Below are 13,301 nucleotides of genomic sequence, written 5' to 3'. Positions count from 1 at the left end.
GTTTGTTTTTTGTGTTTGTTAAATATAAGAAGCAGACGGTTTTTTATGTGTCCTAAGACTTACAAAAAACTATGAAGAGGATTGGCATATCGTAAAAAAGTTTCTCATGACATAATGTAGCTGTCAAAGGAGAGTGATGATATGAAGGATGAGGTGTTATTTCTAAAATCGCCATTGAAAGAAAAAATCTATGGAGGAAATCGCATCCAGAAAAAATTTGGCTTTTTAGAGGAGATGAATAAGAAAATTGGTGAATACTGGGCAATCAGTGCTCATGATAACGGTGTCAGTATCATTACCAATACGGCTTGCGAGGGGCAAAGCCTAAAAGAGGTTTATGAAAAGCATCGTGAATTATTTCATCACGATAAACGCGAACGGTTTCCTTTATTGGTAAAGATCAATGAGATTACCAGTCCGGTATCCGTACAGGTACATCCGGATGATGCATATGCGAAGGTACATGAGCATGACTTAGGGAAAGCTGAGTTTTGTTTATTTCTGGATGTGGATGATGGAACAAAATTAGTACGCGGACATCGTGCCAAAAGTCGTGGAGAGTTTCAAAAAATGGCACTGGAAAAGCGATGGGATGAGCTGCTCATACGTAAAGAGGTAAAAACAGGTGATTTTGTATATACACCGGCAGGTGTCGTACATGGCGTAGAAGGAAAGATGCTGATGGCAGAGGTCCAGCAAAGCAGTGATGTGACATATCGCATTTATGATTATGATAATGTAGATGTCAATGGAAAACCACGTGAATTGCATTTGGAAAAAGCCTTAGATGTTGTGACAATCCCACACGAAGAACCGATGGTAAAACCGCAAATTACAGAGCATGGACAAAATGAAATCCAACAGTATATCGACAATGCTTTCTTCCGCATTACGAAGTATGGCATACATGAAGCAGAGTGTATAGAAAATGAAACGTATTCCTTATGCTTGGTACTAGATGGCAAAGGCACATTAATTACAGGAGAAGCTACTTATGGTATCGGTGCAGGCATGAGCTTCATTATGACTTCGAATGCAAAACAGTATACGATCGATGGAAATCTTTCCTTATTGGTTAGTGAGCCAGGCATGGTGAAGGGGGAATAACGACATGTTTGATCAGCAGTTAACGTTTGTCAAGAAACAGTTTCAAACCAAAATGGAAGCAATTGATTTCTTGATTCAAAAAGCGATAGAAAGTAAGAAAGTGATAGGAGGTGAAGCATATAAACAATCGGTTTGCCAACGGGAAGAGGAATTCTCTACCGCAGTTGGTTATGATATCGCGATTCCGCATGGCTCCAGTCAAGATGTACAAGAATCCTTTGTCGCAGTCGCTACCTTAGAAGCTCCGCTGCATTGGGGTGATGAGCTGGTGAAGATGATCTTTCTGATTGGGGTTCCAGAGAATAAGCGAACAAAAGAGCATTTGCAAATATTAGCTTGGTTAAGCAGAAATCTAATGCATCAGGAGTTTCGTGAAGATATTCTGCATGCAGAAAATGAACAACAGTTATTCAACTGTTTGAAAAAACTGGAAACAGAGAAAGGAGATTAGCTATGAAGATTGTTGGCATTACCGCATGTCCAACAGGCATTGCGCATACATATATGGCGCAAGAGGCATTAGAAGAAGCAGGTCGTAAAAGGGGACATGAAATTAAATTAGAAACGCAAGGTGCGATGGGTGCTGAAAATGAAATCACTGAAGATGAAGTGGAAACGGCGGATGTTGTATTAATCGCGGTTGGTTGTGCTGTAGAAGGCATGGAACGTTTTGAAGACAAAATTGTTGTTGAGATTGATGTGGCGGATGCGATTAAAAATCCGCAGGCCGCAATCATGAAGTTAGAAGAAGCAGTAAAGTAAGCAACATAATAAAGAAAAGAGGAGAGTGAAACTATGAGTGTTGATTTTAAGAAAATTAAGAATTATCTGATGACAGGTATGTCTTACATGATTCCGATGACGGTTATCGGTGGTATCTTCTATGCCGGTTCTATTGCCTTTGGTGGTACAGCCGTGGCAGGTGAAGGTATGGTAATCAAAAACGAATTTCTATTGCATGTACAGGAAATCGGTGCAGCTGGTTTGTTTATGATGATTCCTGTATTAGCTGGTTATATCGCTTATGCCATTGCGGGGAAACCAGGTTTAGCACCAGGGCTGGTTGCCGGATATATTGCGAATACAGAAATTACAATTGGTGGTAATGCAGTAAAAACTGGTTTTTTAGGAGCATTGGTGTTAGGTTTTATGACTGGATATATCGTACGTTATATGAAGAAAATTCATTATCCGGACTTAATTAAAACGGTTGTACCAATTCTGATTATTCCGGTTGTGACATCTTTTATCGTATGTATCTTCTATATGTATATCTTAGCGAATCCAATCGGTATGGCAATGGGCGGTATCGAAAGCTTCTTAACTAGCTTATCCAGTGGCAGTAAAGTAGTGCTTGGCATCATCATGGGTATGATGGTTACAGTTGATATGGGCGGACCGGTAAATAAGACCGCTTGCTTGTTCTCCATCGGTATGATGGCAGAAGGTCATTATGAATTCTTTGGTATCTGTGCGGTTCCAATTTGTACTGCCCCATTAGGTATGGGTCTGGCAACTTTATTATCAAAGAATAAATATACACAGGAAGAACGTGATGCAGGTAAGGCTTCCTTGTTCATGGGATTGATTGGTATTTCTGAAGGGGCAATTCCATTGGCAGTTGCAGATCCGGCAAAAGTTATTCCATCCATTATGGCCGGTGGTGCTGTTGGCGGTGCTATTGCGGCAGTTACCGGTGTTAAGGATTATGCGCCACATGGCGGACCTATTGTATTACCGATCATTGATGAAAAAGTTTGGTTTGTCATTGCTATTATCGTCGGTACGATCGTGACAGCCTTACTGGCAAATGTATTAAAAAAGCCAATTGTTGAAAAAGCAGATAAGGAAGCTGCTTAGAACGATATGAAACACGCATTGATTATTGGTGCAGGAAGATTAGGCAAGGGTTTTATTGGGGAAACTCTTGCGAATGCAGAAGGATGGAAAACGACATTTATAGATATTGACGAAAACGTCATTGAGGCAATGAAAAATAAGGGGTATTACGATGTGTGTGTACATCGCGAAACACGCATTGAAGAGCATCGCGTTCGCGGTTATGATGCTTATACATGGAAACAAAGTGGGGCAATGGAAAGTGTAATCGATGCCGATGTCATTTACTTTGTCATTTACCCAGAACAAATACCGCAGGCTGTATGCACTGTCTGTGAAGGGCTGTATCGTAGAAAACAGCAACAGCCTGATAAGAAGCTTTGTATGATCTTTATCACAAATAAAAATCATTTAATGAAAGATATTGAGCAGATGTTTTATGAACATTTGCCAGAAGAAACACATGCCTGGTTTCAGGAACAGGTTGTCTTACGCGATTCTATCGTGCGAAGAAGTACAGATGCCCAAAGCAATGCGGCCTTAAATATTCGTACGACAGCGGTATTATCCTTACTGATCCAGCAACCCTTAAATGTTGATCTATCAGCGATTGAGTGGATGGAAACATGTGATCAATTAGAGCTATTAAAAGATGTAAAGGTGTTTGTGGTAAATGGTCCACATGCTGCCAGTGCTTTTCTGGGATATTATAAAGGCTATGAAACTATTAATGAAATTAGTAGTGATGAAGAAGGGGCAGCCTTTATTAAGGAAGTAGAAAAAGAGATAACAGAAGGTGTCTTACAGCATTATCCACTAACGAAAAAGCAGTTGTATAATTTAAGTCATTTCCCTGCGGCGAAAGGTGAAATGGTAGATTATATTTATCGTGTGGCGTATGATCCAATTCGCAAATTGACCAAAGGTGATCGTTTAGCCGGCAGTGCTGCTATGTGTTATGCGCATGGATTGCCTTATGACGCGATAGCCAAAGCGATGGCATATGGTTTTCTCTACGATGAGCCTAGAGATAAACAAGCAGTGGCATTACAAAAAAGCATTCATGAGGAAGGTATCTTACAGACGATTGTAAAACTTACTGGTTTTGCTAAAGAACATGAAGTTACCAAACGCATCTTATATTACTATGAACAATTGAAAAAAGCATAGATGAAGTGGCTCTTGTTATTCAAGAGTCATTTCACTGTTAGAAAGGAGCGTAATTATGCGGGTAGTGAAAATTGTAGCAATGGATGTAAATCGTTATTTTGAAAACCTGAAAAAAGGGCTTTATGATGAGGTGAAGAAACATCAAAAGAATCTACGTTATGAGGATATTCAAGAAGGTTTCTGTTTTGAGGATTCCTATGGCACCTTATGTTGTCTGCGTAGATGTGATAATCAAAGTATTTTTCAAATGGAGAAGCAATATCCTGGTATGATACAAATACTCGTTCATAAAATTGAACCTTTCGATGAAAAGTATCGTGTTCTTTATGAAGAAAAAATCACCCATACAACTATTCGTAATAAGCTGGTTTATGCATGGCGAGCCAGAACATCACAGGCACGTTTTACCATGATGGAGGCATTAACAACCTTTATCGATAAAGCACAATAAAACACGCAGAACTTGCGTGTTAAATAAAATGTTAATGTTTCACAAGGCTTATACATGATTTGTATGCATAAAATCAGCAAATGCTTTTTGTAGATTATGAAGGTTGAGGTAATCATAGAACTGTTCATGGGATAAATCTTTATGGTATTCATCTACGATATTGCTTACATAGTTGGCAAAGATATAAGGAATGCCACTTTGTGTTCTTATATAATGAATATGCCAGCTATCTTCGTTTGCTGTTACACTTACCGATGCTGTATCAACACCCATATCACCCCATATATCATCTGTGAAGATATCGGTGTAAAAGGGTATGTTATTTTGTTTTAAGGTTTCATGAAATGAAGCTAAATCTTGTACTGTCATGTTGTGTTCCTTCTTTTCTTGCTCATTATAATCGTACAATTAAAAAAGTACAAGTATTCTGTAAGAGGAAACGAAAAAGATGATGGGAAAGATAGAAATGGGGGTATACTATGTTGTGTATTTTGAGGTACGAAAAGTCTTGCTAGTAATAATTGTTAGCATGAATGTTAGATAGATTGTTAGCAAGATTAAAATAGTTCTTCTTTTCTTATAAAGATAATAAGCACAAAAAATTCACTTTTATTAGTTTTTAATATCGAATCATGATGTTTTATGTAAATAAAGTAGAAAAAATCAATTTATCATATAACTATAGTAAGCAAAACATGCTTTCTTGCTACTAATGATTGTTAGATAGATAGTTAGCAAGATGTTAGCAAGGATATTTATGATTGAGAGTAGAACCATTAAATTTTAAAGAGAATATGTGGATGATATAAAGTATGCAGTTATTGCATTTGCGAATGCTGATGGAGAAAAATTTATATAAGAATGATGACATTGTTACAGTAGGTGGTTTAATAGGTATTTCCGTCTTATGTAATCAACACTTCGTAATTGTTTTTTAGCGTTTAAAGATCATAGAAAAAGGAATACTAAAGAATAACAACAAAAGGAAAAGGATTAATTTCTGTGCAATACAGAAATCAATCCTTCGTAACTGCTTGATTTAGCCTATTTACTTTAAGTCCAAATAATTGAGTACACTTCAAAGTGACTACTTTTTACTATTTCGATAATCTTTTACCATACAAAAGACCTAGCACTTCTTCACACGTTTCCGCTGCGGATATCTGCTCTATAAATTCATTAGCACTGATGAGATGATACAAATCCTTTAAAAGTTTTTTCATGATTTCCTTCTGTTCAAAAGATACTGCCGTAAAGAAGATGACACGCACCATATCTTCTTTCCAAAGAATAGGTTCTTCTAACGTGATAAGAACAATTGCGGTATGATTTACAAAAGTATCAAGTCCATGGGGAATGGCAATACCATTGCCAATTTCTGTAGAAGATATCTTTTCACGATTTAAGACACTTTGATAGAAGTCTTCGGTTATGTATCCCTTTTTTCGTAAGATATCATTTGCGGTTTTTAAAATTTCTTCTTTTGATTTACATTTCTGTTTCACTAAGATCGTATCACTGCTGATGGCTTGCAACAGGGAATAAAAGCGTGATTCCTTGACATCACGTATCAGCTTATCGTAGGTCTGCTTAATTTTTTGAATATCATTGCTGTCAGCTAATGGAGAAATGACGACTGAAGGTAAATCTGTTGATACTTCCATTGTTGAAATGATGAAATCAAAATCATGCAAGTATTTTTCTTTCAAATCTTGTATGTTGATTAATTCAATGACATCAAAGGTAGGCAGATTGATCTTAATTTGATTCTCAATCAATAAGGCATTCGCTAAGTTGCAGTTATACACAATGGCAATTTTTTTTGATAAGTTATGTCGTTCTAATGCTGCCTGAAAGTGAATGAGGATAAACCCGATTTCATCATCGGACAAGGTATACCCTAATTTCTTTTCCAGCACGCTGGAAGCAAGGGAAATGACACTGAACATGGCGGTAAACTGCTGCTTGATCTGAAGCAAAAAAGGATTGGTAATCTTAATGTTGTTTTTTAAGCGGGCAATCATAGGGACAAAATGATTAGATAAACCAGTCTTTAACAGCTCATCAGACATAAAGTCTACCGAGAAGATATCACCAATGGAAGTTATCAGTTCATTCACAATATCCTGTACAATAGGAGAATAGCCATCCTTGGCTTTTTGATCTTCATGATACACACCGGCAATCCTTGCATTTACCCAGCGAATATCTCGATCATTCATCGTAATGCCATGCGCATCTTTTAACCATTGGGTAATCTCCTCTGTGATAGGATAGGTCTTTAATATGTGCAGTTCGGTAACAACCGGACGGGCAGGTGCTTCTGTAATTCCATAACCTTTGCGAATTCTTGAGATAAAGATCGCATAGGTGACAAAAATCTGATTATAGTAATTGGTATCCAGATGAAAATTTAATTTATCCTGTGCCATCTGAATCATCTGACGACTGATGTTTTGACTTTCTTCATCCACATAACGAGATAAGATTGCCTGACAAGTCTTGCGGTCAATGACTTTATCTTGTTGCGACAAGGCCATGAGTTCATTGAAAATAAACTTCCGCTTGGCACTGCGAATCCGCTGTTCCTTACCGATGATGCGGGTCCCGCTTTTATCACGTTGTAAATAAAGATCCTGTTGCGAAAGATGCTGTTCGATTTTCTCCAAATCTTTCACGATGGAAGTGGAACTGACACAATAGGCATCCGACAGACGACGCACCGACACACATTCATCTTTCATCAATAATTTTTCAAGAATTTTATGTTGACGATTTTTACTTGTGGGTGTTTCATCTAAATCCTGCTGTATCGCTTCACGTAGCTTTGCGCGCTCTTCCATACTGCCTTCTAAGCGTATGCCAACACCATGGCGTGAAATTAACGCTACCTGATGATTTCGCATATAGTAGCGTAAATCGTTGATATAATTGGAGATGGTTTTGCTGGATACCATGAGCTTTTCGGCATAGTAGCTGGTCTTGTGGAAGTCTTCTTCTTCCAGCAGAAGATTAAGAAACAGCGTTAATTTCGATGATTTCATTGTGATTCTCCTTTCAGAATAAGGAATAGAGAAATCCCTAAGATATCATAAGATGAAATCTTGGAATCGGCTATTGCAAACTCTTTCCAGATGTTGTGGAAAAAAAGATACACGAACACGTGCAGTATCACTATCATAACATTTTTTTATGACATTTAAAGGGAGTTTTTGCATAAATACAGCATAATTTCTTGAAATCTTTCCCCTATAGGGGAAAGCATGGTGCCGGTAATTGCCGGTGTTTTTTTATTTCCGGAAGTTGTAGAAAAGAGTTGGTATTTCGCAAAAAAATTTCCCCTTTTACAATAGGGGCGTAAGAAAGGAGCGCAAGACAATGAGCAAGGAAATTCTGAAACTGAAATCCATGATGAAAGAGAAAGCATATGGCGGTACGCAGATTGCTGAATATTTGGGTTTAGCCCAAGATACCCATCAACGCATTGGTGAATATTGGATGATCAGTGCCCATGAACATGGAGAAAGCAGAATCTTACAAGAACCTTTTCAAGATATGCGTTTGAGCGAAGTGTATGAACAGCATCGTGAGTTGTTTGCTAATAGTAAACAGGAACACTTTCCCTTGTTAATCAAGATGAATGATGTATCATCCTCTCCATCCTTACAGGTACATCCCGATGATGCTTATGCACAAGCACATGAACATGCCACAGGAAAAAGTGAATTCTGTTTGTATCTGAAAACAGCACCGAACACAAAGCTCATCTATGGGCATACGGCCAAAACCAAAGAAGCCTTCTTGCAACGTATTGCCCAGGGTGAAATTGATGATTTGGTAATACGCAAACCAATTCATGATGGAGATGCTGCGTATATTCCTGCCGGTATCTTACATGGATGTGAAGGAAAGATGCTTGTGTATGAGGTTCAACAAAATTCTGATATCACATATCGCATTTACGATTATGACAATACGGATGCTTTCGGAAATAAACGACCTCTGCAAATTGCCAAGGCAGCAGATGTCGTATGCATCCCTCATAAAGATGCCCCACTTACTCCTACAATACAAAAAGAAAAAGCCTTTACCTGTATTACGTATTGTGACAATGACATCTTCACCATTCGTCAATATCAGATACAGGAAGCTGTGGACATCGTAAATGAAAGCTATGCATTGTTAACGATTCTTCAGGGTCAGGGATTACTTGAAACCAAGCAGGAAACACTGGATGTCAAAGCGGGAGATAATCTCATTGTCACATCACTTGCCAAGCGCTACACCTTGCAAGGGAGTATGCAAGTGATGGTTGCCATACCGAAGGAAAAGAGGTGAAACATGTGTTTACAAAGGAGATAGTAAACGTCAGTGATCAACAGTTTCAAGATAAAAGGGAAGTCATTTCTTATCTTGCGGACCTTGCGGATAAAGCGGGTAAGATTACCGATAAAAAAAGTTATGTTGAGGCTGTTTTGAAACGCGAAGAAGTAGTATCTACAGCCATTGGCTACAGCGTTGCCATACCGCATGGCGAAAGTGATGCGGTTAAGGATACCTTCGTGGCTTGTTTAAAGCTGAATCATCCTTTGCAATGGGATGAGGAACAGGTAAATTTGATCTTTATGATTGGAGTTCCATTAGCAAGCCGTAATGCAGAGCATTTGCGAATATTGGCAATGCTAAGTCGCCATTTGATCAAAGCGGATTTTCGCCAACAATTACAAGATGCGAAAACCAGTGAAGCATTTTATGACTGTATTTCCGTATTAGAAGAGGAATAAACGATAGGAGGAAAAAGAAATGAAAATCGTTGCCGTTGCCGCATGTACCACAGGTATTGCGCACACGTACATGGCACAGGAAGCCATTGAACAGGAATGTAAGAAAAGAGGTTATGACTACAAGGTAGAAACCCAAGGGGGCATGGGTATTGAAAATGAACTGGAGGAAGATGATATCGCCAGTGCAGATGCTGTCATTTTGGCAGTAGCCATCGGTATCGAAGGGGAAGAACGTTTTGAAGAAAAAGAAGAGGAAGGCAAGGTCATCACGATTGATCCTTCTGTAGTAATCAAAAATCCTGCTGAGATCATTGATCAGGCAGAAAAGCTCTAAAGAAGAGGAAAGAGAGGAAATCCTATGTTTAAAAATATTGGAAAAGATTTGGTAAAGGCGTTTAATACCGGTGTTTCATATTTTCTTCCAGCCGTTGTTATCGGTGGTGTCTTCTTAGCCATCGCCTTAGCAACCGGAGATGCCGGTGCCGAAGGAATGAAAGTCACCAATCCTTTCATGCAGAATTTGAATACGATTGGTTCTGCCGGTATGGCCATGATGATTCCTATGCTAGCTGGTTATATCGCTTATTCACTAGCTGGGAAACCGGGCTTAGCACCTGGTATGATTGCCGGTTATATCGCTAACAATCCCGTTGGTGAAAATAGTGTATCTACCGGTTTCTTAGGTGCGATGATCATGGGTATCTTTGTTGGTTATGTATGCAAATGGATCAAATCATGGAAGGTGAACACAACCATTAAAAGCATCATGCCAGTCTTGATCATTCCTATTCTATCAACACTGATTTGCTGTTTAGCTTATATGTATATCTTAGTTGGTCCATTAGGTGCTTTGATGAAAGCCTTGACCACGATGTTAAGCAATATGCAGGGCGGCAGCGCTATCCTGTTAGGAATCGTTATTGGATTGATGACAGCCTTTGATATGGGTGGACCTATTAATAAGACAGCTTCAGCATTTACCATGGCATTGATGGCAGAAGGTATTTATGGACCAAACGGTGCTTTCCGTGTTGCGGTTGCCATTCCTCCACTTGGACTAGCTTTATCAACATTCATTTCACGTAAAAAATATGATGATGCTGAAAAACAATTAGGTATTACCGCAGCCTTTATGGGATTGATTGGTATTACCGAAGGGGCAATTCCATTTGCTGTTAAGGATATCAAACATGTATTGCCAGCAATCTGTTTAGGTAGTGCGGTAGGTGCCGGCTTAGCAATGATGCATGCAATTGACTGTTATGTTCCTCATGGCGGTATGATCGTTGTAGCAGCTACCAGCAAGCCGCTGTTATACACCTTAGATATGGCAATCGGTGTCGTTGTGACAGCCATTGCATTGATGTTTATCAAACCGAATTTAGAGGATAAGAAAAAGAAAGCAGAAGCCAAAGCGGTAGAAACGAAATAGGGGAATCTTATGGCAAATGCAGTCATTCTTGGTGCAGGTAGATTGGGGAAGGGGTTTCTTGGAGAAACCCTTGCCAATGCACCACGCTGGCATACAACATTTTTAGATAAAGATGCCGGTGTTATCCAAAAACTAAATGAAACAGGCAGTTACCATGTGCAGGTCTATCGCAAGGAGTGCATAGAAGAACATGAGGTAAGCGGCTATGAGGCATATGAAACCCTGCTAGAGCCACAGGATTGCCATGCCATCGTATATGCCGATCTCTTGTTTCTTAGCATCTATCCCCAAGATTTTCCTGAGGCTATCGCATATGTAAAAGAAATCTTTAAGATGCGGGCAAAGACAAATCCCAATCAAAAGCTGAGCATGCTTTGTTTAACAAATAAAAACGGCATGATACCAATGATTCAAGATGCCTTTGTAAAAGATATGAACGAAGAGCTGCTGTCCTGGTTTATGCATCAGGTCGTCATACGGGATACTATCATTCGCCGCAGTACCGATGCCGATGATCATCGCTCGCTAAACATTCGTTCAACGGCAGTCTTGTCCTTATTGATACAACCGCCATTAACGATTGATATCGCAGATATTGAGTGGTTAGAGTTATGTGATGATATCGCCATGTTAAAGGATATTAAAGTATTCCTTGTGAATGGTCCTCATGCAGCCAGTGCTTATCTTGGTTGGTATCGAGGTTATACGACCATTAATGAACTATTGGAAGATGAAGATGGAGCAGCCTTTATTCAGGAAGTTACCAAAGAAATACGTGCCGGTATCCTGCAACAGTATCCCATCAGTGAAGAGCAGTTGGATAAGTTAAGTGTCTTTCCGAAAGCAAAAGGAGATATGCCGGATACGGTTTATCGGGTAGGAAAAGATCCACTGCGTAAGCTTAGCTATGATGATCGCTTATGTGGCAGTGCCCGTATGTGTAAAGCGCATCACTTACCTTATGAACATATCGTACAAGCGATTGCGTATGGTTTGCTTTATGATGAAAAAACGGATGAAGCTGCTATGCAGATGCAGATGCTCATTCAAGAAAAAGGCATCATTGAAGCGGTTCATCAAATATGCGGTTTCTCTTATCAAGAGGATTTGTTAAAGGAAATTTGTTCATGGTATGTACGTTTAAAAAATAAGTAATTCTTGCCCCTAAGAGCCAAGTGATGAGGAAAGATGAATATGAAAGTGAAAGTAAATGTCCATGTAAATGCGGCAGCTATCTATCGCATTTTATTAAAAGAGCTGCAAAAGGATATCAAACAACAGGTGAAGCTTGCGAAGCGTCCTGCCCAGCTGCATCAGGGCTATTCGTATACTCAAAAGCTAAAGTTTCATGATAAGGAATATCGCATTCCGGTAACAATAGAAGCACTACAGGAAGCACAATATTACAAGGTAAAGAGCCAATACCCTAAATATACACAGACAATTTCTTATCGCTTACAGCCATTGGATGAAAACTATACCTGTATCATCTATCAAGAAAAACTGCATGATGTGCATTTCGGTATTCGATTGCTAAGCTTTCTGAAAGGACATTTGTATCGCATGAAAATTGTTCAATATCTTCATCATTTGGAAGATGAGGCAAAGAAACAAAATGAAATTCATAGGAATCGAAAAGGAGAATAAAGATATGCTGATGAATATGCAAGAGCTGTTAACAATCGCACAAAAACATCATTTCGCGATTCCTGCCTTCAACATCGGCAGTCTGGAAATATTAAATGCTGTGAAGGAAGAAAGTGAAGCCTTACAAGCACCTGTGATTTATGAGATTCATCCTGATGAGCTTGCCTATTTGAAAGAACCTTTTATGAAAACGGTTCTGGAGGTTGCCCATACGACAAGTGTTCCCTGTGTCATCCATTTGGATCATGGCGCTAATCGCCAACAGATATTGCAAGCATTGCGTTGTGGTTTCACTTCCGTCATGATCGATGCATCCTCGTATCCTCTAGATGAAAACATCCGGCGAACAAAGGATATCTGTGAGCTTGTAAAGCCTCAGCATGTATCCGTGGAAGCTGAATTAGGAACGATAGGTGCGATTAGCAAGGAGCATGTCAGTGACATTCAATATAGTGATCCGGTAGCGGTGAAAACATTTGTGGATAAAACAGGTGTGGATACTTTAGCAGTTGCGATTGGCACTGCCCATGGCATTTATCCCACAAATTATAAACCAACGTTAAGGCTGGATGTTTTAAAAGCCATTCGCGAACAGGTGAACATCCCTTTGGTATTACATGGAGGCAGCAGCAACCCGGATGAAGAGATAACTCAGGCCGTCGCCTTAGGAATTTGTAAGATCAATATTTCCAGTGATGTAAAAACAGCATTCTTTACTGAAACAAAAAGATATTTAGCGCTTCATCCAGATGCATATGAGCCAAATGCGATATTTCCTTCGGCCATTCAGGCGGCGCGAAGTGTCATCGCTAATAAGATGCGTCTGTTAAACACCGTTGGGAAAGCATATTTATACAAATAAGCATATGCT

General features: G+C 39.3%; 15 protein-coding genes. 13 read left to right on the top strand and 2 right to left on the bottom strand.

The genetic code is table 11. The annotated features are described in order from the left end of the window. Positions 1-141 precede the first annotated feature (141 nt). Genes KJS44_RS14020 through KJS44_RS13995 form a run of 6 tightly spaced genes read left to right on the top strand, consistent with a single transcriptional unit; the run spans position 142 to position 4,567 of the window. The gene (locus KJS44_RS14020; RefSeq protein ID WP_008690364.1) at positions 142-1,107 is read left to right on the top strand and encodes a type I phosphomannose isomerase catalytic subunit; all 966 of its coding nucleotides are present in this window, start codon (positions 142-144) and stop codon (positions 1,105-1,107) included. A 4-nt stretch (positions 1,108-1,111) separates the two neighbouring features. Further along, positions 1,112-1,558: a PTS sugar transporter subunit IIA gene (locus KJS44_RS14015; RefSeq protein WP_008690365.1), complete on the top strand. Its 447-nt coding sequence runs from the start codon at positions 1,112-1,114 to the stop codon at positions 1,556-1,558. Positions 1,559-1,560: 2 nt separating this feature from the next. Then, on the top strand, positions 1,561-1,869 hold the full coding sequence (locus KJS44_RS14010) for a PTS fructose transporter subunit IIB (protein WP_008690367.1): 309 nt from the start codon (positions 1,561-1,563) through the stop codon (positions 1,867-1,869). A gap of 33 nt (positions 1,870-1,902) precedes the next feature. Beyond that, entirely contained in the window at positions 1,903-2,967 is a 1,065-nt protein-coding gene (locus KJS44_RS14005) for a PTS fructose transporter subunit IIC (RefSeq protein WP_008690368.1), read from the top strand. Positions 2,968-2,973: 6 nt separating this feature from the next. Beyond that, a complete protein-coding gene (locus tag KJS44_RS14000) occupies positions 2,974-4,116 on the top strand; it encodes a mannitol dehydrogenase family protein (protein WP_008690370.1) in 1,143 nt (380 codons plus the stop codon). A gap of 55 nt (positions 4,117-4,171) precedes the next feature. Next, positions 4,172-4,567: a hypothetical protein gene (locus KJS44_RS13995; RefSeq protein ID WP_008690372.1), complete on the top strand. Its 396-nt coding sequence runs from the start codon at positions 4,172-4,174 to the stop codon at positions 4,565-4,567. Positions 4,568-4,615: 48 nt separating this feature from the next. On the opposite strand, the gene KJS44_RS13990 is transcribed toward KJS44_RS13995, so the two are convergent. Further along, the gene (locus KJS44_RS13990) at positions 4,616-4,936 is read right to left on the bottom strand and encodes a hypothetical protein (RefSeq protein WP_008690374.1); all 321 of its coding nucleotides are present in this window, start codon (positions 4,934-4,936) and stop codon (positions 4,616-4,618) included. A gap of 728 nt (positions 4,937-5,664) precedes the next feature. Further along, a complete protein-coding gene (locus tag KJS44_RS13985) occupies positions 5,665-7,611 on the bottom strand; it encodes a BglG family transcription antiterminator (protein WP_008690378.1) in 1,947 nt (648 codons plus the stop codon). A 334-nt stretch (positions 7,612-7,945) separates the two neighbouring features. Here KJS44_RS13985 and KJS44_RS13980 point away from each other — a divergent pair, with 334 nt between their 5' ends. From KJS44_RS13980 to KJS44_RS13950, 7 genes are read left to right on the top strand one after another with little or no spacing between them, the layout of a single operon-like run. Beyond that, on the top strand, positions 7,946-8,905 hold the full coding sequence (locus tag KJS44_RS13980; RefSeq protein WP_008690379.1) for a type I phosphomannose isomerase catalytic subunit: 960 nt from the start codon (positions 7,946-7,948) through the stop codon (positions 8,903-8,905). 5 nt (positions 8,906-8,910) lie between these two features. Further along, entirely contained in the window at positions 8,911-9,351 is a 441-nt protein-coding gene (locus KJS44_RS13975; protein WP_008690380.1) for a PTS sugar transporter subunit IIA, read from the top strand. Between the two features lie 19 nt (positions 9,352-9,370). Next, positions 9,371-9,685, top strand: a complete 315-nt coding sequence (locus KJS44_RS13970) for a PTS fructose transporter subunit IIB (RefSeq protein WP_008690381.1) — start codon at positions 9,371-9,373, stop codon at positions 9,683-9,685. Positions 9,686-9,709: 24 nt separating this feature from the next. Further along, the gene (locus KJS44_RS13965; protein WP_008690382.1) at positions 9,710-10,783 is read left to right on the top strand and encodes a PTS fructose transporter subunit IIC; all 1,074 of its coding nucleotides are present in this window, start codon (positions 9,710-9,712) and stop codon (positions 10,781-10,783) included. 9 nt (positions 10,784-10,792) lie between these two features. Continuing rightward, entirely contained in the window at positions 10,793-11,938 is a 1,146-nt protein-coding gene (locus KJS44_RS13960; RefSeq protein ID WP_008690383.1) for a mannitol dehydrogenase family protein, read from the top strand. A gap of 39 nt (positions 11,939-11,977) precedes the next feature. Further along, positions 11,978-12,430, top strand: coding sequence for a DUF3284 domain-containing protein (locus KJS44_RS13955; protein ID WP_008690384.1), 453 nt, complete (start codon positions 11,978-11,980; stop codon positions 12,428-12,430). Between the two features lie 4 nt (positions 12,431-12,434). Beyond that, positions 12,435-13,292 carry a ketose-bisphosphate aldolase gene (locus KJS44_RS13950; RefSeq protein ID WP_008690385.1) on the top strand — a complete coding sequence of 286 codons (858 nt, stop codon included), beginning with the start codon at positions 12,435-12,437 and terminating at the stop codon, positions 13,290-13,292. Positions 13,293-13,301: the final 9 nt, after the last annotated feature.

This window comes from Longicatena caecimuris (genome assembly GCF_018406465.1).
Lineage (GTDB): Bacteria > Bacillota_I > Bacilli_A > Erysipelotrichales > Erysipelotrichaceae > Longicatena > Longicatena caecimuris.
The sequence above is the reverse complement of the archived record's forward strand: the minus strand, read 5'-3'. Positions and strand labels throughout refer to the sequence as shown.

Bases quoted from the DNA above. Each gene is read 5' to 3' on its own strand.
- KJS44_RS14020 (WP_008690364.1), top strand. From the start codon at position 142: ATGAAGGATGAGGTGTTATTTCTAAAATCGCCATTGAAAGAAAAAATC.
- KJS44_RS14015 (WP_008690365.1), top strand. From the start codon at position 1,112: ATGTTTGATCAGCAGTTAACGTTTGTCAAGAAACAGTTTCAAACCAAA.
- KJS44_RS14010 (WP_008690367.1), top strand. From the start codon at position 1,561: ATGAAGATTGTTGGCATTACCGCATGTCCAACAGGCATTGCGCATACA.
- KJS44_RS14005 (WP_008690368.1), top strand. From the start codon at position 1,903: ATGAGTGTTGATTTTAAGAAAATTAAGAATTATCTGATGACAGGTATG.
- KJS44_RS14000 (WP_008690370.1), top strand. From the start codon at position 2,974: ATGAAACACGCATTGATTATTGGTGCAGGAAGATTAGGCAAGGGTTTT.
- KJS44_RS13995 (WP_008690372.1), top strand. From the start codon at position 4,172: ATGCGGGTAGTGAAAATTGTAGCAATGGATGTAAATCGTTATTTTGAA.
- KJS44_RS13990 (WP_008690374.1), bottom strand. From the start codon at position 4,936: ATGACAGTACAAGATTTAGCTTCATTTCATGAAACCTTAAAACAAAAT.
- KJS44_RS13985 (WP_008690378.1), bottom strand. From the start codon at position 7,611: ATGAAATCATCGAAATTAACGCTGTTTCTTAATCTTCTGCTGGAAGAA.
- KJS44_RS13980 (WP_008690379.1), top strand. From the start codon at position 7,946: ATGAGCAAGGAAATTCTGAAACTGAAATCCATGATGAAAGAGAAAGCA.
- KJS44_RS13970 (WP_008690381.1), top strand. From the start codon at position 9,371: ATGAAAATCGTTGCCGTTGCCGCATGTACCACAGGTATTGCGCACACG.
- KJS44_RS13965 (WP_008690382.1), top strand. From the start codon at position 9,710: ATGTTTAAAAATATTGGAAAAGATTTGGTAAAGGCGTTTAATACCGGT.
- KJS44_RS13960 (WP_008690383.1), top strand. From the start codon at position 10,793: ATGGCAAATGCAGTCATTCTTGGTGCAGGTAGATTGGGGAAGGGGTTT.
- KJS44_RS13955 (WP_008690384.1), top strand. From the start codon at position 11,978: ATGAAAGTGAAAGTAAATGTCCATGTAAATGCGGCAGCTATCTATCGC.
- KJS44_RS13950 (WP_008690385.1), top strand. From the start codon at position 12,435: ATGCTGATGAATATGCAAGAGCTGTTAACAATCGCACAAAAACATCAT.